The organism is Cohnella thailandensis, from assembly GCF_014212135.1.
In the GTDB taxonomy this organism is placed as follows: Bacteria; Bacillota; Bacilli; order Paenibacillales; family Paenibacillaceae; genus Cohnella; species Cohnella thailandensis.
Map to the genome: position 1 here is coordinate 469168 of NZ_JACJVQ010000019.1, position 21778 is coordinate 490945.

Here is a 21778-nt window from a genome sequence, read left to right on the forward strand (position 1 = left end):
AGAAGAATCGCGGATGGACTGCAATGATTTCGGAAAGTGGAAAGGTTGAAGGGGCATGAGACAGAAGAAAGCGATGGGCTGGCTGTTAGCCTTAGTGTTATTCGTTACAGCAATAACTTCGAATATAGCGCCTAGTCAGGCGTCGGCCGAGGAAGCGACGCCGCTCGGAACGGTTACGATGACCGTCGAGAAGTTCACTATCGGCCAAGGGTATTACATGGAGCCGGTATTGGTACCGTTCTTCGAGGGCGATAACGGGGCAGACTTGCTCCTTCGTGCTGTAGGCGAAAGCAACGTTCATTACGGCGGGACTGCCGATAGCGGCTTCTACCTGCAGGAAGTAAAGGATCCGGTTGCGGAAGCGGTTATTCCGGAGTATATCCTCTCGGTTCTGGAAAGCCCGACGCCGAGAGCGGCAGACGACGAGTGGCTCGGGCAGCTTGACTATTCGACTCAAGCCGGATGGATGAATACCGTCAATAACGTTCCTCCGGATGTCGGGCTTTCGGATTACGTTCCCCATGACGGAGACGTGATTCGCAACCAATTGACCATCTATGGTTGGGGCAGCGACATCTTTGCCAGCCAATGGGCGCCGGGCCTTATCGATTTTGCCGATAAAGACGACCTGACGACCGAAGTGGCCAAGATCAACAGCATTCCGGAGCTGAAAGCTCTGCTGTCGGATCCGAGTTTTGCCGAAGCTTACGCAGACGCCAATGACGTCCTCAAGAATCTGGAGAGCACCCAGGCGGAAGTCGATTCGGCGCTGAATGCACTCGAGGAAGAAGTATCTAAGGATAGGGTAGCGCCGGAACTGACTGTAACGGGGCTGTCGGATTCCATGACGGCCATCGCCAAATCGATCGACTTCCAAGTCGCCGCTACGGATAACGTCAATGGAGGCCTCGTACCGATCGTTGCTCTGAATGGAGTCGAACTGACGGGAACCAATGGTGCCTATACCGCATTGCTGGATTCGGGAGCCAATAGCATCGTCGTCTCCGCGAAGGACGCAGCCGGGAATCGGACGGAGAGAAGCTTTACGGTCCTCTATGATTTGCAAAGCAATGTAAGCAATCAACTAAGCAAAAACCTGGCGAAAATCGTAGCCGATTATCCGAATCCGAAGTTCGGAACGTCGGGGGGCGAGTGGAGCGTACTGTCGCTGGCTCGCGCCGAATATTCTGTACCCAACGACTATTATCAAACCTATTATCAGAATGTAATTAATAGCGTTAATAGTTTGATGAAGGCGAATGGCGGAGTGCTGGACAAGAATAAGAGCACCGAGCATTCGAGATTGATTCTAGGGTTAGCCGCAGCCGGGTATAAGGCTGAAGATGTTGCGGGATACGACATCACGAAGGCCTTGTCCGATTACGATTACGTTATCAAGCAAGGCATGAACGGCCCGATCTACGCTCTCATCGCCATGGATACCCGCGCTTTGAACTTCCCGCAAGCGGAGAATGGGAAGAATCAGGCGACGAGAGACAATCTTATATCGTACATTCTGGAGAAGGAAATTGATCCCGACTCCTCAACGGGAGGATGGGCGTTATTCGGTACGAAGGCGGATGTCGATCTCACGGGAATGGCCCTTCAGGCGCTTGCTCCTTATTACGGCAAGAATGCCAAAGTGACGGCTGCGGTCGATCGAGCGGTCGCATGGCTGTCTAGCGCGCAGAACGCAACGGGAGGTTACACGAGCTTCGGGTCGACTTCCAGCGAGAGCGTTGCTCAAGTCATCGCGGGTTTGTCCGAACTGGGCATCGATTCCGCTACGGATGCCAGGTTCGTCAAGAACGGTTACTCCGCTTTGGACGCCCTAATGGCTTTCGCGGTGCCAACGGGAGGATTTAAGCACGTCCTGACCGGCAACGTGGACGGCATGGCAACCGATCAAGGCACTTACGCGCTTGTCGCTTATGAACGGATGAAGGCGGGCAAATCGCGGCTTTACGATATGTCGGATATTTGGACTTCGGATCCGGGGCAAGAGCCGGGCGGCGGCGGAGTTGTCACTCCGACTCCGACTAATAAAGTAACACTGTCCGTAGACAAGAAGACGATCGGCAAAGGTTACGTCATAGAACCATCCAGCATCGACCTGCAAGCGGGAGATACGGCTTGGTCCGTGCTGAAGAGAGAGCTTGACGCAAAAGGAATTGCATATAGCTACGAATGGTCCGCGGAATATAACAGCGTTTATGTTCAATCGATCGCCGGCGATGGAGAATTCGACCATGGAACCGGAAGCGGATGGAAGTATAACGTAAACGGCGTTTATCCGAATTATGGGGCGAGCCAGTATACGCTTCAAAGCGGCGATACCGTCCAGTGGCGCTATACGACGAATCTCGGGGAAGATTTAGGCGAGAATCCGAACCAGTGGCAGGAAAGCGGAAGCGGCTCTGGCACCGGCAAGGACGACGTGGTCGTTACCATTCCGTCGTCTTTAAACGGCGACTTCACCTATGAAGCAGCATACCCGCCGAACAAAAACGGCAAGGTCTATTACAACATTCCGACGGATTCCAAGTTCAAGTTCTTCCTGAACCTGAAGAACGTCAAGGCAGCTATCCCTGCGTTAATCGTGAATAAAGCCAACTACTCGTTGGCGATCGATTACGGCACGAAGCTGATAGCAGGTGGGGATGTACTCGAGATGTTCACGGCAGCAGACCCCGGCGCTGCGGAGCTGTCGAAGCTCGTTCAAGCGGGACTGGGAGAGGGAGCTGAACTCCAAGGGATCTCGAACGCCTTCTCAATGGGCGCTTCCGACGCATCCTTCGTCTTTGACAAGCCCGTCACGCTCACGATCAAAGGCGCTAAGGACCGGCAAGTCGGCTTTATCGAGAACGGGACGTTCACTCCGATCACGATCTACAAATCGGAAGAGCAGGGAGCTTACGCGTCTACCGGCAAGGAGAAGTTCGCTTACGCTTACGTGGATGGCGATAACTTGATCGTGAAGACGAACCATTTTACCACGTATGTGACTTATTCAACCTTGACGGCGGCGGAAGAAGCCTACGATCTCAAGAAGCTCTACCCGGATGCCTCTCTGATCTCGGCCTGGGCGCTCGACTCGATGGGCCAAGCGGCCAAGCAAGGCTTCGTTCAAGGCGCCAACGGCAAGCTGAACCCGAAGACGACGATTACGAGAGCGGAATTCACGAAGCTTCTCGTAAGCGTGCTCGGATTGGCGGCTTCGCAGACGAAGACGAACGGATTTAAGGACGTTACGGCCGACAAATGGTTCTACGCCTATGTGAACACGGCCTATCAAGCCGGCTTCGTAAGCGGATCCGGAGACAAATTCAATCCGAACGACACGATTACCCGGGAGCAGATGGCTTCCATTCTGGCAAGAGCGCTGAACGCGTCTTCTTCGGCCGAGACGGCGTCCGTCGCCGACCTGAATCAAGTGTCATCTTGGGCAAAATCGGACGTTCAAAAGATTCTCTCCCTTCAGATCATGAAAGGCCAAGGCGACAAGTTCGCGCCTAAGGATTCCGTAACCCGCGAGATGGCCGTCGTCGTGGCCATGAGGGCGTACGAATACCGGCAAGAGCATTCGACCGGGAACGGATCGTCGACAGTCGAGGTTCAAGCTGCGGCGAAGAACCAAATCGCTGCCACCGCGGCGTTCATGCAGAAAACGATTGCCGATCCGACCGTGAACAGCATCGGCGGAGAATGGACGGTATTCGGACTTGCCCGCTCCGGAGCAGAAGTGCCGAACGCCTATTATGAGAAGTACTTGGCCAACTTGGAGAAGACGCTCAAAGAGAAGGGCGGCAATCTCCATTCGGTGAAGTACACCGAATACGATCGGGTCATACTGGCGCTGACCGCTCTGAATAAGAGCGTAACCGATGCGGCTGGATATAATTTGCTGGAGAAGCTGGCGGATTATGATACTCTGATCAAGCAAGGCATCAACGGTCCGATCTTCGCCCTGATCGCGCTCGACAGCAAGAAGTACGAGATTCCTAACGTTAGCGGCGTCAAGACGCAAACGACGCGAGATCTGCTGATCGACTTCATCCTAAACCGGGAGATTGCCGGCGGAGGATGGGCGCTGGGGGCGAACGCGAAGGAGTCGGACTCGGACATCACCTCGATGTCGATCCAAGCGTTGGCGCCGTATTACGGGACGAATGATAAGGTTAGAGCTGCGATCGACCGAGGAGTCGAGTGGCTGTCCAAGGCTCAGCTTGCGGACGGAGGGTACAGCAGCTCTCAAACCGTAAACTCCGAAAGCATCGCACAAGTCGTCGTTGCCCTGACGAGCCTCGGAATCGATCCGCACATGGACGCTAGGTTCGTGAAAAACGGGCGTTCGGCGCTGGAGGCCTTGCTTGGCTTCGCGGCGCCGAACGGCGGATTCTATCACATCAAGGCCGGGGGCACCTCCAATGGAGGAGCGACTCCCGGAGATGTGGACGCGATGGCGACCGATCAAGCCATGTATGCTCTCGTGGCGTACGACCGTTTGGTGAATGGCCGCAATCGTCTCTATGATCTGACAGACGTTTGATTTTAAGCGAGTAGAGCTAAGCAAGGGCATTCACGTGCCCTTGCTTAGTCGTATGGAGAGTGAATAAAGCAATGAAAATGACACCGAAGAAATGGCTGGTCGCGGCGGGCATCGTCTGCGTTCTGGCGCTTGCTTTCTACTGGGGAGGCGATCGTCCTTCCGGCAAATCGGATTCGACGGAGCCATCTTCTGCGGCCGCTTCCTCGACAATTGAAGCGAACGCCTCACCGTTCTCTTCGCCGGACTCTAGCCCGGCGACAGCGAAAGCGTCCGAAGAGTCGGCTGCTCAAGGGACGGGGGGGCTTCCGGCCGAATCCGAGACTGAGCCTGAATCTGAACCATCCTCGAGTCCGACTCAGCACCCGGAGGAACAAGCTGCGATCGCGGAATCTCCGGCTCCCGGGAAGGAATCGACGGCGAAGCCAAGCGAGCAGCCGGCATCTCCGAAGCCGAGCGCAAGCCCAAGCCCTAGTCCAAGCAAAGGGAAGCCTGCCGCCAACCCATCTTCTTCGGCGTCTCCCTCGGAATCCGGCGGGAAGAAGGACCAATACCAGACCGATCCGATTCCGGAAGGCAAACCGGAGCCGATCGAGCCCCAAGACGCCGTCGTCGACAAGAAGAAAGCGATGACGGCCACGCTGTCCGTAAGCGCGAAGACGATCCTCGATAACCTCGATATGTTCAACGAAGATAAGCTTGAAGTGCTGCCGGACGACGGCGTTATCTACGCTGCTCGGAAAGTGACTTTTTACGAGGGAGAGTCCGTGTTCGACGTACTTCTTCGGGAGATGAAGAAGAACAAGATTCATATGGAATTTTCCATGACGCCTATCTACAATAGCAATTACATTGAAGGAATCAACAACATCTACGAATTCGACTGCGGAGAGCTCAGCGGGTGGATGTACAAGGTGAACGGTTGGTTCCCTAACTATGGGAGCAGCCGCTATCAACTGAAGGACGGGGACGTCGTGGAGTGGGTGTACACGTGCGATCTCGGCCGCGATGTCGGCGGAGAGCAGGCGGCAGGGGCTCAGACGTGAAGCGGGACGCGTTCTCCGGTTATCATCCCATCGTCAACTTCGTCTATTTTGCCGCGGTAATCGCATTCGGGATGCTCTTCATGCACCCCGTATTCCAAGGGATCGCGCTGGCGAGCTCCGTCATCTACTCGTTGATGCTGAAGGGGATGAGGGCGCTCAAGTTCAATCTTCTGTATATGCTGCCGCTGCTGCTGATCGCAGCCCTCATCAATCCGGCGTTCAACCATGCCGGGGTCACGATTTTGTTCTACTTGAAGAACGGCAATCCGATCACGCTGGAATCGATCCTCTACGGCATCGCGGCGGCCGTCATGCTCGTGACGGTCATCATCTGGTTCTCCTGCTACAACGCCGTGATGACGTCGGATAAGTTCATTTATTTGTTCGGCCGGATTCTTCCCGCTTTATCGCTGATTTTCTCGATGGTGCTTCGGTTCGTGCCGCGTTACAAAAATCAGATCCGCAAAATCTCGCACGCGCAGCGAAGCGTCGGAAGGGACGCGACTCAAGGTTCGCCGTTACAAAGGGCTCGCAACGGAATTCGTATCGTTTCGATCATGACGACTTGGGCGCTAGAGAACGCGATCGAGACGGCCGATTCGATGAAGGCGAGAGGGTACGGGCTGCCGAACCGGACGAGCTTCTCGCTTTACCGCTTCGATAGCCGGGATCGTCTGACGCTCGGCCTCCAGGCCGTTCTTATCGCCGTCATCCTAGCGGGAGCGGCGCTAGGCGAGAATACGATCCGCTTCTTCCCTTCGATCCGGATGGAGCCGATCGCTCCGTTCGGCGGAATCGTATACGCCGCTTACGGCGCTTTATGTCTTCTGCCCGTCGGCATTCAAATCATGGAGGATATCAAATGGAGATCTATCGCATCGAGAATCTAACCTTCTCCTTCCCGGAACAGGAGAACAGCGCCCTCTCGAGCATCGACTTGAGCATCCGAAGCGGCGAGTTCGTCACGATCTGCGGCAAGTCGGGCTGCGGCAAGAGCACGCTGCTCCGTCATCTCAAGCCGGCGCTTACCCCCCACGGTAGACGGGAAGGGGAAATCCTCTATCGAGGCAAAACGATCGGGGAGTGGGATGCGAGAACGCTGGCGTCGGAGATCGGCTACGTCCTGCAGAGTCCCGACAATCAGATCGTCACGGACAAAGTGTGGCACGAGCTCGCCTTCGGCCTGGAGAGCCTCGGCTTCGATACGCCGACGATCCGGCTTCGCGTCGCCGAGATGGCCAGCTTCTTCGGCATCCAGACCTGGTTCCGCCGCGACGTCGCCGAGCTGTCCGGCGGGCAGAAGCAGCTGCTCAACCTGGCGTCCGTCATGGCGATGCATCCGGCGGTGCTCGTTCTGGACGAACCGACCTCGCAGCTCGACCCGATCGCGGCGGCGGAGTTTCTAGGAACGCTTAGCAAGATCAATCGCGAGCTTGGGACGACGATCGTGCTGACGGAGCACCGTCTCGAGGAGGTGCTTCCCGTCTCCGACCGGCTGATCGTGCTGGACCAAGGGAGCGTGATCGCGGACGATACGCCGCGAGCGGCCGGAGAGAAGCTTCAAAGGCTCGAGCATCCGATGTTCCGCTCGATGCCATCTCCGATGCGGATCCATGCGGGAGTCGGCGGCGGAACTCCTGCGCCGTTAACCGTAAAGGAAGGGCGGCAGTGGCTCGATGGCGTCCTGGCAGGAACGCCGATCGAGAAACGCGAGGTCGACCATCGGAGCGACAAGGAGGACAAGAGACCGGTCGCCATCGAGCTGAAGGACGTCTGGTTCAAGTTCGACAAGCACGCTCCGGATACGATCAAGGATCTGTCCCTCAAGGTAAGGGAAGGGCAGTTCTTCGGCATCGTCGGCGGGAACGGAACGGGGAAGACGACGACTCTGTCGCTGATCAGCGGCATTCTGAAGCCGTACCGAGGCAAGATTCGCGTTGGCGGCGAAGACCCGAGCCAGGCGCGCCCCGGCAAGCTATTCCGGGGTCGCCTCGGCGTGCTGCCGCAGAATCCGCAAGCCCTGTTCGTCAAGAAGACGGTGGAACTCGATCTACTGGAGATGCTTGCCGGCGAGAAGCTCTCCGCCGAGCGGAAAGAGGAGCGAATCAGGGAGGTCGTCCGGTTCGCCGAGCTGGAGAGCCTGCTGCAGTCGCATCCTTACGATCTAAGCGGAGGAGAACAGCAGAGAGCCGCTCTCGCGAAGGTGTTGCTTCTGGAGCCGACCGTTCTGCTTCTGGATGAGCCGACGAAGGGACTGGACGGCTTCTTCAAGGAGAAGCTGGGAGAGCTCCTAAAGCGATTGAACGAGGAAGGCAAGACGATCGTGATGGTCTCCCATGACATCGAATTCTGCGCCAAATACGCGGAGGAATGCGCGATGTTCTTCGACGGAAGCGTCATCTCGTCGAATCAGACGGCCGAGTTCTTCGCGGGCAACTCGTTCTACACGACCTCCGCCAACCGGATGGCGCGCCATCTGGATCCGATGGCGGTTACGGAGGAGGAGGTGATCCGCTTATGCCGGACAAGCCCATGAATAAGCAGAGCCGACCGGTATCGGATCGCCGATTTACCCGCCGCACGCTGTTGGCCGCGCTCATGATCCTTGTCGTCATTCCGGCAACGATCCTGTTCGGCATCTTCGTTCTGGACGACCGGAAATATTACTTCGTCAGCCTGCTCATTATCCTGTACACGATGGTCCCGTTCGCTCTGGTGTACGAGAGTCGGAAGCCTCAGGCGAGAGAGCTCATCGTCATCGCCGTGCTTGCCGCCATCGCCGTCGCCGGGAGAGCCGCGTTCTTCATGCTTCCGCAGTTCAAGCCCGTCGTGGCGATCGTCATTATCGCGGGCGTCAGCTTCGGAGCGGAAGCCGGCTTTCTCGTCGGGGCGACCGCCGGCTTCGTCTCGAACTTCTTCTTCGGCCAAGGGCCGTGGACTCCGTGGCAGATGTTCTGCTTCGGCATCATCGGCTTCATTGCCGGCTTGCTGTATCGCAAGGGATGGCTGGGAAGATCTCGACTCTCGCTGTGCGTATTCGGAGGATTAACGACATTAATCATATATGGAGGCATCATCAATATCGGCTCGGTAATGATGTTCACTCCAAAGCTTAGTTGGCCGACGCTCATGGCGACCTACGCGACGGGCTTCTGGTTCGATCTCGTGCATGCGGTCGCGACCGTGGTCTTCTTGTTCTTCCTCTCTCGGCCCATGATCGAGAAGCTGGATCGAATCAAGACCAAATACGGGCTCATTGAGCCGTAAGCGATTTTCCCATATGGCATTATCAAATTCAAATATAGCTGAAAGGGAGTTAGACAATGAAATTCAAGAAAAAGGCAGGCTGGCTGTTATCGACGGCCTTGATCGCAATCGGAGTAACGTCGAATGTAGGAGGGGCAAGCGCCGCAACCTCCTCAACGGGCGGATCCGCGCTCGGCGAAGTAACGCTGTCCGTCGAGAAATTCACGATCGGACAAGGCTATTTTTTGGAGCCGATCCAGGTTCCGTTCTACAAGGATGAGAACGGGGCGGACCTCCTGCTTCGGGTGCTTGGGGAAGACAACATGAAGTACCAAGGCACGGCGGAGAGCAACTTCTACATGACCTCGCTCAAGGACTCGACGGTCGAAGCGAAGATTCCGGCTTATATCCTGTCCCATATGGAGGCGGAGCCAACCGCCAGGGAGAGCGGCGACGAGTGGCTCGGCGAGCTGGATTATTCGAAGGAAGCCGGCTGGATGTCCGTAATCAACAACGTTCCGCCGGATGTCGGTCCTTCGGACTACCGCCCGCAAGACGGAGATGTCATCCGTTATCAGTTCACCGTATCCGGCTATGGCAGCGACTTCACGACGAGCCAATGGGCGGAAGGCTATATCGACTTCGCCGACAAGGACGATCTGACGGCTCTGGTCGCCTCGATCAACAGCTCGGCGGACAAAGCGGACAAGCTGCAGCAAGCCGACTTCAAGGCTGCCTACGACAACGCTTATACCGTTCTGAAGAATCTGGAGAGCACGCAGGAAAGCGTCGATTCGGCGTACGATCGCTTGGCGCAGTTGGTCGATTGGAAGAAGCGATTCGCGGATGCCGGGACGATCTCGAGCTGGGCTGTCAACGCTGTCGAGACGGCAGTGGCCAAGGGCTACCTTCAAGGCAGCGAAGGCAAATTGAATCCGAAGGCGACGATCACGAGAGCGGAGTTCGCGAAGCTGCTCGTCAACGTTCTCGGGCTGGATCTGTCGACGTCGACGAGCAGCAGCTTCAAGGACGTTACCCGGGAGAAATGGTATTTCGCTTATGTGAACACGGCTAGCGAAGCCGGATTCATCAGCGGCTACAACGGCTTTTTCCAACCGAATGAATCGATCACCCGCGAACAGATGGCTTCGATCCTGGTCAAGGCATTGGGCGTCGCAAGCTCGTCCGGATTCGTAACCGTCAAGGACGCCGCTAAGATCTCCGCATGGGCGAAGTCCGACGTCGAGAAGGCGATCGCCGCCCAACTCATGCAAGGGCAGGATAATTCGTTCGATCCGCAAGGCCGCGTGACTCGCGAGATGGCGACGGTCGTGGCGCTGCGCGCTTACGACTATCGAATCGGCCACCCGGCGGTCGCCGCATAAGAGCAGATTTCTCCCTTCGCATTCCGCTTCTGACGAATAGGGGTTTGCCTTGGAATATTCGATCCTGTACGATTAGAGAATGGCCTAAGTTTAGAGAGGATGAGTACCCAGATGGATTCGAACGAACAAGTGAAGTTAACCTCCTATTCGAGCAAGGGCGGCTGCGGCTGCAAGATAGGGCCGGCGGATTTGAGCCAGGTTCTCCGGAACCTCCCGCCGTCCGAGCCGAACCCGAACCTCCTCGTCGGGCTCGATACGAGCGACGATGCGGGCGTTTATCGGCTGAACGACGAGCTGGCGCTCGTTCAAACGGTGGATTTCTTTACCCCGATCGTCGATAATCCGTACGATTTCGGTCAGATCGCGGCAGCAAATGCCATCAGCGATATCTATGCGATGGGCGGCAAGCCTTTAACGGTGTTAAATATCGTCGCTTTTCCAATATCCACGCTTGACAAGAAAATCCTAGCGGACATTCTTCGCGGAGCGGGAGACAAGGTTCGCGAAGCGGGAGCTACCTTGGTCGGCGGGCATTCCATCGACGACAAGGAGCCCAAGTTCGGGCTCGCGGTCACCGGCCTGGTGAATCCGAATCGCGTCCGCACCAATGCGGGCGCCAAGCCCGGGGATAAGCTGATCCTGACCAAGCCGATCGGGGTCGGCATCCTGACGACTTCCGTCAAGAAGGATCAGCTAACCCAAGATGAGATCGAACGAATGACCCATGTCATGGCCGCCTTGAACAAGACAGCCGCGGAGATTATGGAATCTTATCCCGTCAACGCGTGCACCGACGTCACCGGGTTCGGCCTGATCGGCCACTCGCTGGAGATGGCGAAGGGGAGCGGAGCCGGCCTAATTATCCGTCACGGCGAGGTGCCCAAGCTGCCGCGCATTCGCGAGCTTGCGGAGAACGGGTTCGTTCCGGGCGGCACGAAGAACAACTTCAACCATGTGAAGGACGACGTCGACTTCCCGGAAGAGCTGGATCAGATCGATCGTTGGATTCTCTGCGACGCGGTCACTTCGGGCGGGCTGCTCATCTCCGTGGAGGCGGACGCTTCCGAACGGCTGCTCTCGGAATTGCTCGATGCGGGCGTGGAAGCGAGCCTTATCGGCGAAGTTTCTTCCGAGCACCCGGGCCGAATCCGAGTGGTTTGACGTGTGGGAAGGGATTCGCTTATGTTCCAAGACATTACGATCGACGAATGGGCTTCGCTGCGGCAGGCCAAAGAAATGACGACCATAGACGTCCGGTCTCCGGGAGAATTCGAGGAATCGACGATTCCGGACAGCGTCAACGTCCCGTTCTTCAATAATGAAGAGAGGGCAGAGATCGGAACATTGTACAAGCAAGTCGGCGTGCAAGCGGCGAAGGAACGGGGGCTGGAGGTCATCTCCGCCAAGCTTCCGTCCCTCATCCGCGAGATAGGAGCCATTCCCGGCAAGAAGAGCGTCTTCTGCTGGAGGGGCGGAATGCGCAGCCGCACGACGGCTACTCTGCTGTCCTTGATGGATATTCACGTCTACCGGTTGACGGGCGGTTACCGGGCTTACCGGAACTGGGTTCTGGACAATCTCGCGACGATGACCATCGAGCCTCCCGCTTTCGTTCTGAACGGGCTCACCGGATCGGGCAAGACGAAAGTCCTGAACGCTCTGGCCTCGCGCGGGCACGCCGTTCTGGACCTGGAAGGAATGGCCGGCCATCGCGGCTCCATCTTCGGCGAGATCGGTCGCAAGGCGAACAACCAGAAGATGTTCGACGCGTTGCTCTTCGAGCAGCTGCTTCGTTATCGGCAAGCGCCGTCACTGTTGTTCGAAGCCGAGGGCAAACGAATCGGCAGGATCGTCCAGCCGGAGGTGCTGATCCGCAAGAGGGAGGAAGCGAAGGAGATTTGGCTCGAGCTTCCGCTCGAGGTCCGGGTTAGCAATCTGCTCGAGGACTATCGGCCTTGGGCGCATAAAGAGCAAATCATGAGCGCGTTCCGGGTCATCAAGTCCCAGATTCATACGCCGATTGCGGCCGAGATCGAAACTTGTCTCCGGAATGAGAAATACGAGCGGGCGGCGGAACTGCTGCTGTTGTATTATTACGACCCTAGGTACCAACACAGCTCCGGTCAGCATGCGACCGGCAGGGAAACGGTCCTTCATGCCAGCTCGGTGGAGGATGCGACCCGGCAGGTGGAGGAGTTATTGAAGTCCGGTTCGTAAACCGGCGTTATCGGACGATTATTGGGTTTACTATGCGGTTTCCGTTTTCCTCGCGGGAACCGCTCTTTCTAAATTTATGAATGAAACGTATACCAAGCATGGTCCATATACACACTTATGCTGTACATACCAAAATCAGACAAGTGCAGCAACATTCAGGAGGTTGTCCGTAAAGCAATGGCAGAAGCATCGTCCGTCCCCGATCCATCGAATTCATTTTTCTCCCTGATCCGCAAAGGCAACGTATCTTCCGGAACGGCGGCAATAGGCAATACGCTGCTCGCGATCGTCAAGGGAATTGCCGCGGCTTTGACCGGCAGCGGCGCCATGTTCGCTTCCACGATGCATTCCATCGCGGATGCCGTTAATCAGCTGTTCGTCTTCGTTGGCAGCGTCATGGCGGAGAAGAGGCCGACCCGAAGATTCCCGACCGGCTTCGGCCGCGTGATCAATATCTTTTGCATGGTAGCCGTTATCGTCGTCACGATCATGGCGTACGAGACGATCCATGAAGGCATTCACCTGCTGAATCACCCCTCGGAGGCTTCCGGCTTCTGGCTGAACCTCATCGTCCTTCTGCTTGCATTAGGCGTCGATGGATTCGTTCTGATAAAAGCGATGAAGGAGATCCGACACGAGGCCGCGGTAGAAGCGAAAGGACTAGCCTTGCTTCCGGCCGCATTCCGCAACGTAGGCCGCGCGGCTCCGCCGACCCGCCTCGTATTTTACGAGGATTTGGTCGCGACCCTGGGAGCGTTGTTCGCCTTGATCGCCGTCGTGATCACCTCGTTGACGGCTTTCCACCAGATCGACGGCATCTCCTCGATCCTCATCGGAATTCTGATGGTGTTCGTCGCGTTCCGAGTAGGCTACGACAATATGGTCGGCCTGATCGGCGTCGCCGCTCCTCGGGAAGTGGAGGAGAAGGTGGCCGATCTGATCTTCTCGAATCCGGACGTGGTGGATATCAATAAGCTGCGGATCATGCAAGAAGGCCGATACTATCACGTAGAGGGCATGATCGAACTGAGAAAAGGATTGTCGCTGGCGGATGCGGACGATATCAAGTTCAGCGTTAGAGACCGTCTGCTTCAAGATTCTTCGATCTCGGACGTGAACTTAGGCATCATCGAAGACAACGGGGTCAAGGACTGGGTACCGGAGGAAGATCATCTGGTCAAGCCGACCGACAATTAATATATTCGCAAAAAGAAGGAACCTGTGCGTCAGACGCCAGGTTCCTTCTCGCTAACCAGGTATCGTTCGATGGCGGGAGGGACTTCCGAGAGATCCGTCAGCGTCAGGAAGGCGCCTTGGGGAGCCGCATCGATCGGGATCATGTTGAACATCCATTCCTGATCCCGCTTCATGTAGATCGCGTTCAATCCGCATTCCAAGGCGGGAACGACGTCCGTCCGGATCGAATTGCCTATCATCCAGGTCCGCCCTTGCTCGAAGGAGCCTTCCGTCAGAATCTCCTTCAGCGCATCCGTGTTCTTGTGCATGCGAACGTAGATTCGATCTTCGAAATACCGTTCCAACTGAAGGCGTTCGATCTTCCGCCTCTGAATGACGGGATCTCCGCCCGTGTATAGATGCAGATCGTGACCGCTGTCGCGCAGAAAGCTCAGCGTCTCTTCCATATGGGGGTAAGGCTCCACCTCATGCTCGTAAACGCTGATGCCAAGATCCCATAACAGCTTCTGTTCGGCGGAATCCTGATCTCGACCGTACAGCTCGCTGAAGTAACGATAGGTGTCGAGGAACGATTGCGGGAAGTGCTCGCTTTGGAATCCCAGTACTTTGACCCCGGCGATGTCGATCTCGGTATGCTTATCCAAGATGGCCGCGCGGGATGGAGAGTCGGAGGAGAACCAATCCAGCATCGTGTCCGCGAATTGCTCCAGCGTCAGGTTGAAGTACTTGTTGCAGTAGATTAACGTATCGTCCAGATCGAACAAGAGAGTCTGCTTCATCTTCCATGCTCCTTCATTCCATTCCATGCCATGAATCAACAACGGTATCTACATTATGGCAATGAGGATAACGTTTGTAAATCCGATGAAAGTGGCAAAATGAAGGATAGCCCCGATAAGGGGCGAAGGATCGACGACGATCGATCCATCCGGGCAGGAGGTGAAGGAAGCCGCATGCCAAGAAACAGCAGCTCCAAAATCGACGATCAGCAGAACGCCTCGTCCATACGAGAAAAATCACGTTCGATTAGGCTGGACAAGATGTCCCGTTACCCGCCGAGTCTGAACAAGATCAACAAGAACCTGCCGTAAGGGCAGGCTGCGGCATGGCAGCCGCAGCCCGTTGCCTTACCGATAGAAAAGCATGAATGCCTTGTTAGGCGTACTTAGCGCGCTTGGCGTTCAAATCGCGCCGTATGAAGGCGATTCGTTGCCGCACATAGAAGTCGTAGCTGCCCCCGCGAAGCTCGCGGGGGTTTATCGTGTGCCCGGTGTCATTATCCACAATGATAAGCTTCCCGTCGGCGTAAAACTTGAACGTAAGATCTTGAGACGGGCGGCTTCCTATCGAAGGCTCCATATAACGGAAATGTTCGCAGTTAACCATCCCTGATCCACCTCTCCTGGCAGATGATATGAGAACAATTGTTCTTGTTCTCATTATAGCAAACATTTGTTCGTATGGAAAGGTGTTCCGGAATACAATAAACTATATTTATCTCGAAAAATCACGAAATTCTATCCGTCATTCAGAAGGAGCACCTATTATCGATGATTACGATAGCTGGCTTGACCCGCAAGCTTCCCCAAGGCAAAGTCGTGCTGAAGGACATTCGCGGCCAACTGGAGCCCGGGGCGTTTATCGCCGTAGTCGGACCTAGCGGAAGCGGGAAGTCGACTCTTCTTAAATGCTTGGCTCTGAAGGAGCCGTGGTCCCAAGGGGAATATCTGTTCGACGGCCAGAATCTGCTCAAGGGCGGCGTGATCGCCAAGTGGAAGGCGCGCCGCAAGATCGCGTATCTGGAGCAGAAACCGATTCTGTACGAGAAAAAAACCGCGCTCAAAAACGTTCTGATCGGAGCGATCGGCCAGGTGCCGTGGTTCCGCAGGGTGACGGGCATGGTGCGCAACGACGATTATATGGGCGCGATGGAGACGCTGGAGTCCGTCGGCTTGATCGACAGGGCCCACCAGCACGCCGAGAAGCTGAGCGGCGGCGAACGCCAGCGCGTCGCGATCGCCAGAGCGATCGCGCACGGCGCCGAGCTGCTGTTCGCGGACGAGCCGGTATCGGGTCTAGATCCGCATTCGCAAGAGGATATCATGGAGAGACTAAAGAAGATCTGCAAGGAGAACCGGACGACCGTCGTCGTCGCCATGCACCGCTTGGAGCTGGCGGAGAAGTTCGCCGACGAGATCTGGGGTCTGAAGGACGGCCAGATCGAGCTCAAGGTGAGAGGCCGCAGATTGACCGGCGCCGAGAAGGTCAGGCTTTCGTGAACGATTCTATAATCATTAAACCGATATCGTCCGATAGGATTCCGGAAGCGCACGTGCTGGAGACGCTATGTTATCCGCCCGATCAAGCGGCCGCTTTGGAAGCGTTTCGATATCGCCAGGCGACGTTCCCGGATTTCTTCCTGGGCGCTTGGGACGGGGAAGAGCTGGTCGGGCTTGCGTGCGGCGTTCGGACGGATGCCAAGGATTGCACCGACGTCGGCATCAAGCAGCGTCACGGAGGGCGGGTCGACGGTAGGAAGCTATGCATTCTGTCGGTCGCGGTTCATCCGGATTATCGCCAATGCGGGCTTGGAACCGGGCTGCTGGACCGGATCGTGTCGCTCGCGGCGAGCAGCGGGTTGTCATCGGTCATGCTGATGAGCCAGCGGGAGCTTGTGCCCTGGTATGAGGCGAGAGGGTTTCACGCGACGGGGCTCGTTCATAGCGAGCACGGCGGAGTGGATTGGCACGATATGCTCCTGGCGTTCTGCGAGTAAGAGAAGAGACCGGTTCGTCCGGTCTCCCGCGCTCGGTCAAGCTTAGACTCGTTCTGTGCGTCCGGCGGCGAGATCGCGCAAGGAAGCGATCTTGCCGTGCGGTTGCTGGGATTGCTTGCGGACCTTCCAGGCGTTCTCGCGACGATGCTTGGATGTTGTCATTGGGCACCCTCCTGATGAACGAAGTTGACGAGCATTTCTTAGATTGACGTCCGCGCGGAACCGCTATTCCCGGCATTTCATGGGACGCCGCATTAGAATGGGGGAATCAGACATGAATACGAATCTCGGGCAAGCCACAGTCGTTTCCATTAATACGGGCAAGGTTCAGGCCGGAAGCTTTAAAGGCAAGGAAGCCCATTCCGGCATTTACAAGGAGCCGGCCGGCCGGTCTCTCCGGCTTGGACAAACCGGCATAGAAGGCGACGAGCAAGCGGATCCGATCAACCACGGAGGTCCGGATAAAGCCGTCTGCGTATACATCCGCGATCATTATCCGCATTGGGAGCGGGTGCTTGGCCGATCTCTTCCGGACGGCGCGTTCGGGGAGAACTTCACGGTCGAAGGCCTCTCCGAGGACGACGTCCACATCGGCGACGTCTATCGGATCGGGGAGACGGTCGTTCAAGTAAGCCAGCCGAGGCAGCCTTGCTGGAAGCTGGCGATGAAGTGGGGGCTCGACGAGCTGCCGGTGCTCGTGTCGGAGAAGGGAGCGACGGGCTTCTACTTCCGGGTGCTGACGCCGGGAACCGTGGACACGGGCATCCTCGAACGGGTAGAGCTCCATCCCGCGCGCGTTACCGTAACGGAAGCGAATCGCATCATGCATCGGGATCGTACGGACAAGGACGGATTGCGGAAAATGCTCTCGTTGGACGTCCTTGCGGACAGCTGGAGGAACACGTTCGAGAAGAGGCTGGCGAGATTGGAAGGCGGAGAGGGATGAGCCGATTCCAGGGACGGACCGTTCTCATCACCGGAGCGACCGGCGGCATCGGCCGCGACTTGGCGCGCGCTTATTCCGAGCTCGGGGCTTCCGCGTTCCTGACCGATCTTCCGAACGGGGAGGGGGAGAAGCTCGCCCGAGAGCTGAGGACGGCCGGCGGCAAGGCAACCTTCTACCAAGCCGATCTCGCCGAGGCCGAATCGGCCGCCCTGATCATGGATGCGGCGCAGCGAGAATTCGGCCGGATCGATATCTTGATCAACAATGCCGGCTTCGGCATCTGGAAGTCTCCGCTGGAGCTGTCGATCGAGGAGTGGGACTCGGTGCTGAACGTCAATCTTCGCGGGACGTTCCTTTGTTCGCGGGAAGCGGCGAAGGTGATGAAGCGACAGGGGACAGGCGGGGCGATCGTGAACATCGCTTCGACGAGAGCGGTCCAGTCCGAGCCGAACTCGGAGGCCTATGCCGCCTCCAAGGGCGGAATTCTCTCGATCACGCATGCGCTCGCGCTGTCCCTCGGTCCCGACCGGATTCGGGTGAACGCGATCAGCCCGGGCTGGATCGACAACGGGAAGTTCGGCGAGCTGCGCCCCGAGGACCACGAGCAGCACCCGGCCGGACGGGTCGGGACGACGATGGACATCGCCCGCGCCTGCTTCTATCTGACCGATCCGGACAACGACTTCGTGACTGGAATCAACCTGACGGTAGACGGAGGCATGACCCGCAAGATGATCTACGTCGAGTAGCCGGAGGGCGAGTTCGCATAAGCGGGCACAACCTATGCAATCGAAGGAAGGTTGCGACATAGAATAGGAGCAGATGAGCAGGAGGCGAACGCGAGCGCCCGGTCCGGCCCGTCCTGCTCCTTTTTTTTGCCCATTCTTCGTAAGCGTTTACCAATTTCCGTCAAGTTCGGCAGGAAAATCCCGGAACGATAGCGAAAGGTATGGGGATAAGAGAACATCCAGCGTTTCATTCGCTTCTTTCGTCTGTAGTCACCACTATGCGAAGGGGGATTCGAAGGCACATGACCTCGCTGCCTAGATGGAACGAACTCGGTTTTTTTGAGATTCGCCTGGAATCGATCGGCGGTCTCGGCGCCAACCTTGCCGGCAAGATGCTGGCGGAGGCGGGCGTGATGGGCGCCTCGCTGAACGGAGTCAGCTTCAGCTCGTACGGCTCCGAGAAGAAAGGCTCGCCCGTCAAGGCGCACATCCGCTTCTGCGATCCGGACACCCGGATTCGCGACACCTCTCCCGTAGAACGGCCTCACGTCATCGGCATTTTCCACGAGAACCTATCCCGCACCGTCAACGTCATCTCCGGAATGTACGAGGACAGCATCGTCCTCGTGAATTCCAAGAAATCTCCCGAAGAACTGAAAGACAAACTGAAGCTGAAGAGCGGAACGATCGCCGTCGTCGACGCGACGGGCATCGCGCTGGAAGAGAACAACCGCGTCAATATGGGCATGCTCGGAGGCTTGTTCCGGCTATGCGGCTTCCTCGATCCGGAATTCATGAAGGGAGTCGTCCGCAAGTCTCTGGAGAAGAAATACCCGGGCGCCGTCCAGCCTGCCTTGAACACGTTCCAGAGAGGCTACGACGAAGTGAAGTTCCAGTCGTTCGCGCTTCCGGAAGGCGAGGAGATGCCCGGCTTCGTCCGCATGGACACGCCGGTGCTGGGGTATGAGACTCAGCCGATCGGCGGGCTTATCACCAACCCCGGCAACAGCATCCTGAAGGATCTGAGCATCTCCAGAGCCGGACGGCTGCCTCACTTCGCGGACGACAAGTGCATCCATTGCGCGGCTTGCGACAACGTATGCCCGGATTATTGCTTCGTCTGGGAGGAGCTGCCCGACAAGAAGGGGCGTCTGCAGATGTTCCTGCAGGGCATCGATTATCAATATTGCAAAGGCTGCCTGAAGTGCGTGCAGGCTTGCCCGACCGCCGCCCTTACGGGCGAGCTCGAAACCGAGGGCTATGCCGACGGCAGCCGCGTTCCGCACCGATTCGATCTGGCGATCTCTTGAATTAACCGCATATCAGTTGGTTAAGAAGGGTGGAGCTTAGGATGGCGATTGATTTAAGCAAGACCACAAGCCCCAAGGGCAAGATCGAGCAGCGAATCGTCTACGAATCCGGCAACGAGATGGCCGCTTACGCCGCTCACCAGATCAACTATCACATCATGGGGTATTTTCCGATCTCGCCTTCGACCGAAGTGGCTCAATTCCTCGACTTGATGAAGGCGAACGGTCAGCACGACATCGTGCTCATTCCGGCGGACGGGGAGCACGGCTCCGCGGGCGTCTGCTACGGAGCTTCCACGGCGGGCGGCCGCGTGTTCAACGCGACGAGCGCGAACGGGTACCTGTACATGCTCGAGCAGATGCCCGTCCAATCGGGCACCCGCTTCCCGATGGTCATGAACCTGGTCTGCCGATCCGTGTCGGGACCTCTGGACATCCACGGCGACCACTCGGACCTGTATTTCGCGCTGAACACGGGCTGGCCGATCGTGCTGTGCCGCGATCCGCAGGCGGTCTACGACATGAACATCATCGCGCTTAAGCTGGCGGAAGACCCCGAGGTCCGCTTGCCGGTGCTCGTCGCCTCGGACGGATATTTCACGAGCCACCAGAAGCGGCGCGTCATGACGTTCGCGAATCGCGAGGACGTGCTCGCGTTCGTCGGGGAGAAGCCGCCGGAGGGCTTCGCCCACGTGCTCGACCGCGACAACCCGATTACCGTCGGCCCTTACATGAACGAGCCGGATTATATCAACAACTGCTACCAGCAGTCGATGGCGATGTACCGGGCGGAAGCGGTTTACGACCGGATTCGCCAAGAATACGCCGAGCTGACCGGCCGGGATTATCCGATTCTCGACCTCTACCGGATGGACGACGCCGAGGTGGCCGTATTCCTGCTCAATTCGTCGGCGGAGATCGTCAAGGACGTCGTGGATCAGCTTCGCGAGAAAGGAGTCAAGGCCGGCTCCGTCTCGCCGAACATCATTCGCCCGTTCCCGGCGAAGCAGATCGCGGAGGCGCTGCACGGGGTCAAGGCCGTCACGGTCGGCGACCGCGCCGATTCGTACGGAGGGCACGGCGGCAACATGACGATCGAAGTGAAGGCGGCTCTGCAGACGTACGAGAACCATACGACGAAGGTAATCAGCCGAATCTACGGGCTCGGCGGCAAAGACTTCTATGCCGAGGACGGGCTGAAGCTGTTCGAGGAGGCGATCGCGGCGGCGGGACTGGACGGAGCGGCGGCCGCGGAAGGGGCGGCCTCCCCGAAGCCGTTCGATTACCACGGCCATACGGCGGGCGATCCGGCCAAGGCTCCGAAGCGGGTGCTTACGCCAATGAAGTTCGAGGAGCTGAAGACGGGCCTCATCACCGTCACTCCCGACGAGACGACCGGCAAGCTGAACGTCCGCGTGCCGCCTTTGCGCAGCCTGACCAAGAAGCCGAAAAGAATCGCTCCGGGACACGGCGCTTGCCCGGGCTGCGGCATTTTCTCCGGGTTGGAGCTGTTCTTCAAAGGCATCGAGGGCGACATGATCGCGCTCTTCCATACGGGCTGCGCGATGGTCGTCACGACCGGCTACCCCTATTCCGCTCACAAGGCGACCTATATCCACAACCTGTTCCAGAACGGGGCGGCCACTCTGTCCGGCGTCGTGGAGATGTTCTACGAACGCAAGCGCCGGGGAGAGCTCGATCATCTGGGGCTGAAGGAAGACTTCACGTTCGTGATGATCACCGGCGACGGCGGCATGGACATCGGCATGGGGCCGGCCATCGGCGCGGCGCTCCGCAACCATAAGATGATTATTCTGGAGTACGATAACGAAGGCTACATGAACACGGGCGCCCAGCTGTCTTATTCGACGCCGCTCGGGCACCGGACATCGACTTCGAACGTCGGCAAGCAGCAGGCGGGCAAGGTTTTCCATCACAAGGATACGGCACAGATCATGGCGGCGACGAATATCCCTTACGTGTTTACGGGCAGCGAAGCGAATCCGATCGACCTCGTGCGCAAGGCGGCGAAGGCGCAATGGTACGCCCGGAACGAAGGGATGGTGTACGGGAAGATCCTGATCACCTGTCCGCTCAACTGGCTGTCGGAAGACAGGGACGGCTCCACGATCATCGAGCAGGCGGTCAATACGTGCTTCTTCCCGCTCTACGAGGTGGAGAGAGGCGTCACGAACATTACGTACAACCCGGAAGAGAAGGGCAAGAAGAGCTCGGTTCTCGATTGGCTGCGAATGATGGGCAAGACGAAACACATGTCCAAACCGGAGAATCAAGAGACGCTGAGAGAATTCGAGAACGAAATCGAGCGGAGATGGGCCGTGCTGAAGGCGAAGCATGAGAGCCCTTATCTCTAAGGCGGT

General features: G+C 57.4%; 19 protein-coding genes. 16 read left to right on the forward strand and 3 right to left on the reverse strand.

Annotation, left to right across the window (positions count from 1 at the left end; all coding sequences use genetic code 11):
• Window positions 1-55 precede the first annotated feature (55 nt).
• From H7B67_RS22855 to H7B67_RS22895, 9 genes are all read left to right on the forward strand, one after another.
• Window positions 56-4549: an S-layer homology domain-containing protein gene (locus H7B67_RS22855; RefSeq protein WP_185122172.1), complete on the forward strand. Its 4494-nt coding sequence runs from the start codon at window positions 56-58 to the stop codon at window positions 4547-4549.
• Between the two features lie 71 nt (window positions 4550-4620).
• A complete protein-coding gene (locus H7B67_RS22860; protein ID WP_185122173.1) occupies window positions 4621-5592 on the forward strand; it encodes a DUF4430 domain-containing protein in 972 nt (323 codons plus the stop codon).
• Window positions 5589-6482 carry an energy-coupling factor transporter transmembrane component T gene (locus H7B67_RS22865; RefSeq protein WP_342592425.1) on the forward strand — a complete coding sequence of 298 codons (894 nt, stop codon included), beginning with the start codon at window positions 5589-5591 and terminating at the stop codon, window positions 6480-6482. The genes H7B67_RS22860 and H7B67_RS22865 overlap by 4 nt, the downstream gene beginning before the upstream one ends.
• Complete coding sequence (locus tag H7B67_RS22870) at window positions 6455-8128, forward strand: ABC transporter ATP-binding protein (protein WP_185122174.1); 1674 nt, start codon at window positions 6455-6457, stop codon at window positions 8126-8128. The genes H7B67_RS22865 and H7B67_RS22870 overlap by 28 nt, the downstream gene beginning before the upstream one ends.
• The gene (locus H7B67_RS22875) at window positions 8110-8859 is read left to right on the forward strand and encodes an ECF transporter S component (protein WP_245363370.1); all 750 of its coding nucleotides are present in this window, start codon (window positions 8110-8112) and stop codon (window positions 8857-8859) included. Before H7B67_RS22870 ends, H7B67_RS22875 begins: the two co-directional genes overlap by 19 nt.
• Before the next feature lie 56 nt (window positions 8860-8915).
• Window positions 8916-10223, forward strand: a complete 1308-nt coding sequence (locus H7B67_RS22880; RefSeq protein ID WP_185122175.1) for an S-layer homology domain-containing protein — start codon at window positions 8916-8918, stop codon at window positions 10221-10223.
• Window positions 10224-10334: 111 nt separating this feature from the next.
• On the forward strand, window positions 10335-11384 hold the full coding sequence (selD, locus tag H7B67_RS22885; protein WP_185122176.1) for a selenide, water dikinase SelD: 1050 nt from the start codon (window positions 10335-10337) through the stop codon (window positions 11382-11384).
• A 21-nt stretch (window positions 11385-11405) separates the two neighbouring features.
• Window positions 11406-12440 (forward strand): tRNA 2-selenouridine(34) synthase MnmH, encoded by a 1035-nt coding sequence (mnmH, locus tag H7B67_RS22890; RefSeq protein ID WP_185122177.1) that lies wholly within the window; start codon window positions 11406-11408, stop codon window positions 12438-12440.
• A gap of 177 nt (window positions 12441-12617) precedes the next feature.
• Window positions 12618-13637, forward strand: a complete 1020-nt coding sequence (locus tag H7B67_RS22895; protein WP_185122178.1) for a cation diffusion facilitator family transporter — start codon at window positions 12618-12620, stop codon at window positions 13635-13637.
• A gap of 29 nt (window positions 13638-13666) precedes the next feature.
• On the opposite strand, the gene H7B67_RS22900 is transcribed toward H7B67_RS22895, so the two are convergent.
• Complete coding sequence (locus H7B67_RS22900; RefSeq protein WP_185122179.1) at window positions 13667-14416, reverse strand: HAD family hydrolase; 750 nt, start codon at window positions 14414-14416, stop codon at window positions 13667-13669.
• 174 nt (window positions 14417-14590) lie between these two features.
• On the opposite strand from H7B67_RS22900, the gene H7B67_RS22905 reads away from it, so the two are divergent.
• Window positions 14591-14728, forward strand: coding sequence for a hypothetical protein (locus tag H7B67_RS22905; protein WP_185122180.1), 138 nt, complete (start codon window positions 14591-14593; stop codon window positions 14726-14728).
• 64 nt (window positions 14729-14792) lie between these two features.
• Here H7B67_RS22905 and H7B67_RS22910 read toward each other — a convergent pair whose 3' ends face one another.
• Window positions 14793-15023, reverse strand: coding sequence for a hypothetical protein (locus tag H7B67_RS22910; RefSeq protein ID WP_185122181.1), 231 nt, complete (start codon window positions 15021-15023; stop codon window positions 14793-14795).
• A gap of 164 nt (window positions 15024-15187) precedes the next feature.
• Here H7B67_RS22910 and H7B67_RS22915 point away from each other — a divergent pair, with 164 nt between their 5' ends.
• Window positions 15188-15916: a phosphonate ABC transporter ATP-binding protein gene (locus tag H7B67_RS22915; protein ID WP_185122182.1), complete on the forward strand. Its 729-nt coding sequence runs from the start codon at window positions 15188-15190 to the stop codon at window positions 15914-15916.
• The gene (locus tag H7B67_RS22920) at window positions 15913-16413 is read left to right on the forward strand and encodes a GNAT family N-acetyltransferase (RefSeq protein WP_185122183.1); all 501 of its coding nucleotides are present in this window, start codon (window positions 15913-15915) and stop codon (window positions 16411-16413) included. The genes H7B67_RS22915 and H7B67_RS22920 overlap by 4 nt, the downstream gene beginning before the upstream one ends.
• A 42-nt stretch (window positions 16414-16455) precedes the next feature.
• Here H7B67_RS22920 and H7B67_RS30680 read toward each other — a convergent pair whose 3' ends face one another.
• On the reverse strand, window positions 16456-16575 hold the full coding sequence (locus H7B67_RS30680) for a DUF6254 family protein (protein WP_221468859.1): 120 nt from the start codon (window positions 16573-16575) through the stop codon (window positions 16456-16458).
• 112 nt (window positions 16576-16687) lie between these two features.
• On the opposite strand from H7B67_RS30680, the gene H7B67_RS22925 reads away from it, so the two are divergent.
• The 4 genes from H7B67_RS22925 (at window position 16688) to H7B67_RS22940 (ending at window position 21772) form a co-directional block, all read left to right on the forward strand.
• Complete coding sequence (locus tag H7B67_RS22925) at window positions 16688-17359, forward strand: MOSC domain-containing protein (RefSeq protein ID WP_185122184.1); 672 nt, start codon at window positions 16688-16690, stop codon at window positions 17357-17359.
• A complete protein-coding gene (locus tag H7B67_RS22930; RefSeq protein WP_185122185.1) occupies window positions 17356-18108 on the forward strand; it encodes an SDR family NAD(P)-dependent oxidoreductase in 753 nt (250 codons plus the stop codon). The genes H7B67_RS22925 and H7B67_RS22930 overlap by 4 nt, the downstream gene beginning before the upstream one ends.
• Before the next feature lie 281 nt (window positions 18109-18389).
• Complete coding sequence (locus tag H7B67_RS22935) at window positions 18390-19397, forward strand: 2-oxoacid:acceptor oxidoreductase family protein (RefSeq protein WP_185122186.1); 1008 nt, start codon at window positions 18390-18392, stop codon at window positions 19395-19397.
• A 41-nt stretch (window positions 19398-19438) separates the two neighbouring features.
• A complete protein-coding gene (locus H7B67_RS22940; RefSeq protein WP_185122187.1) occupies window positions 19439-21772 on the forward strand; it encodes a thiamine pyrophosphate-dependent enzyme in 2334 nt (777 codons plus the stop codon).
• The last annotated feature ends 6 nt before the right edge of the window (window positions 21773-21778 follow it).

Coding starts and splice junctions, on each gene's coding strand:
- H7B67_RS22940 (WP_185122187.1), top strand. CDS start 19,439: ATGGCGATTGATTTAAGCAAGACCACAAGCCCCAAGGGCAAGATCGAG.
- H7B67_RS22875 (WP_245363370.1), top strand. CDS start 8,110: ATGCCGGACAAGCCCATGAATAAGCAGAGCCGACCGGTATCGGATCGC.
- H7B67_RS22905 (WP_185122180.1), top strand. CDS start 14,591: ATGCCAAGAAACAGCAGCTCCAAAATCGACGATCAGCAGAACGCCTCG.
- H7B67_RS22870 (WP_185122174.1), top strand. CDS start 6,455: ATGGAGATCTATCGCATCGAGAATCTAACCTTCTCCTTCCCGGAACAG.
- H7B67_RS22895 (WP_185122178.1), top strand. CDS start 12,618: ATGGCAGAAGCATCGTCCGTCCCCGATCCATCGAATTCATTTTTCTCC.
- H7B67_RS22880 (WP_185122175.1), top strand. CDS start 8,916: ATGAAATTCAAGAAAAAGGCAGGCTGGCTGTTATCGACGGCCTTGATC.
- H7B67_RS22925 (WP_185122184.1), top strand. CDS start 16,688: ATGAATACGAATCTCGGGCAAGCCACAGTCGTTTCCATTAATACGGGC.
- H7B67_RS22855 (WP_185122172.1), top strand. CDS start 56: ATGAGACAGAAGAAAGCGATGGGCTGGCTGTTAGCCTTAGTGTTATTC.
- H7B67_RS22860 (WP_185122173.1), top strand. CDS start 4,621: ATGAAAATGACACCGAAGAAATGGCTGGTCGCGGCGGGCATCGTCTGC.
- H7B67_RS22930 (WP_185122185.1), top strand. CDS start 17,356: ATGAGCCGATTCCAGGGACGGACCGTTCTCATCACCGGAGCGACCGGC.
- H7B67_RS22900 (WP_185122179.1), bottom strand. CDS start 14,416: ATGAAGCAGACTCTCTTGTTCGATCTGGACGATACGTTAATCTACTGC.
- H7B67_RS22915 (WP_185122182.1), top strand. CDS start 15,188: ATGATTACGATAGCTGGCTTGACCCGCAAGCTTCCCCAAGGCAAAGTC.
- selD (WP_185122176.1), top strand. CDS start 10,335: ATGGATTCGAACGAACAAGTGAAGTTAACCTCCTATTCGAGCAAGGGC.
- H7B67_RS30680 (WP_221468859.1), bottom strand. CDS start 16,575: ATGACAACATCCAAGCATCGTCGCGAGAACGCCTGGAAGGTCCGCAAG.
- H7B67_RS22910 (WP_185122181.1), bottom strand. CDS start 15,023: ATGGTTAACTGCGAACATTTCCGTTATATGGAGCCTTCGATAGGAAGC.
- H7B67_RS22935 (WP_185122186.1), top strand. CDS start 18,390: ATGACCTCGCTGCCTAGATGGAACGAACTCGGTTTTTTTGAGATTCGC.
- mnmH (WP_185122177.1), top strand. CDS start 11,406: ATGTTCCAAGACATTACGATCGACGAATGGGCTTCGCTGCGGCAGGCC.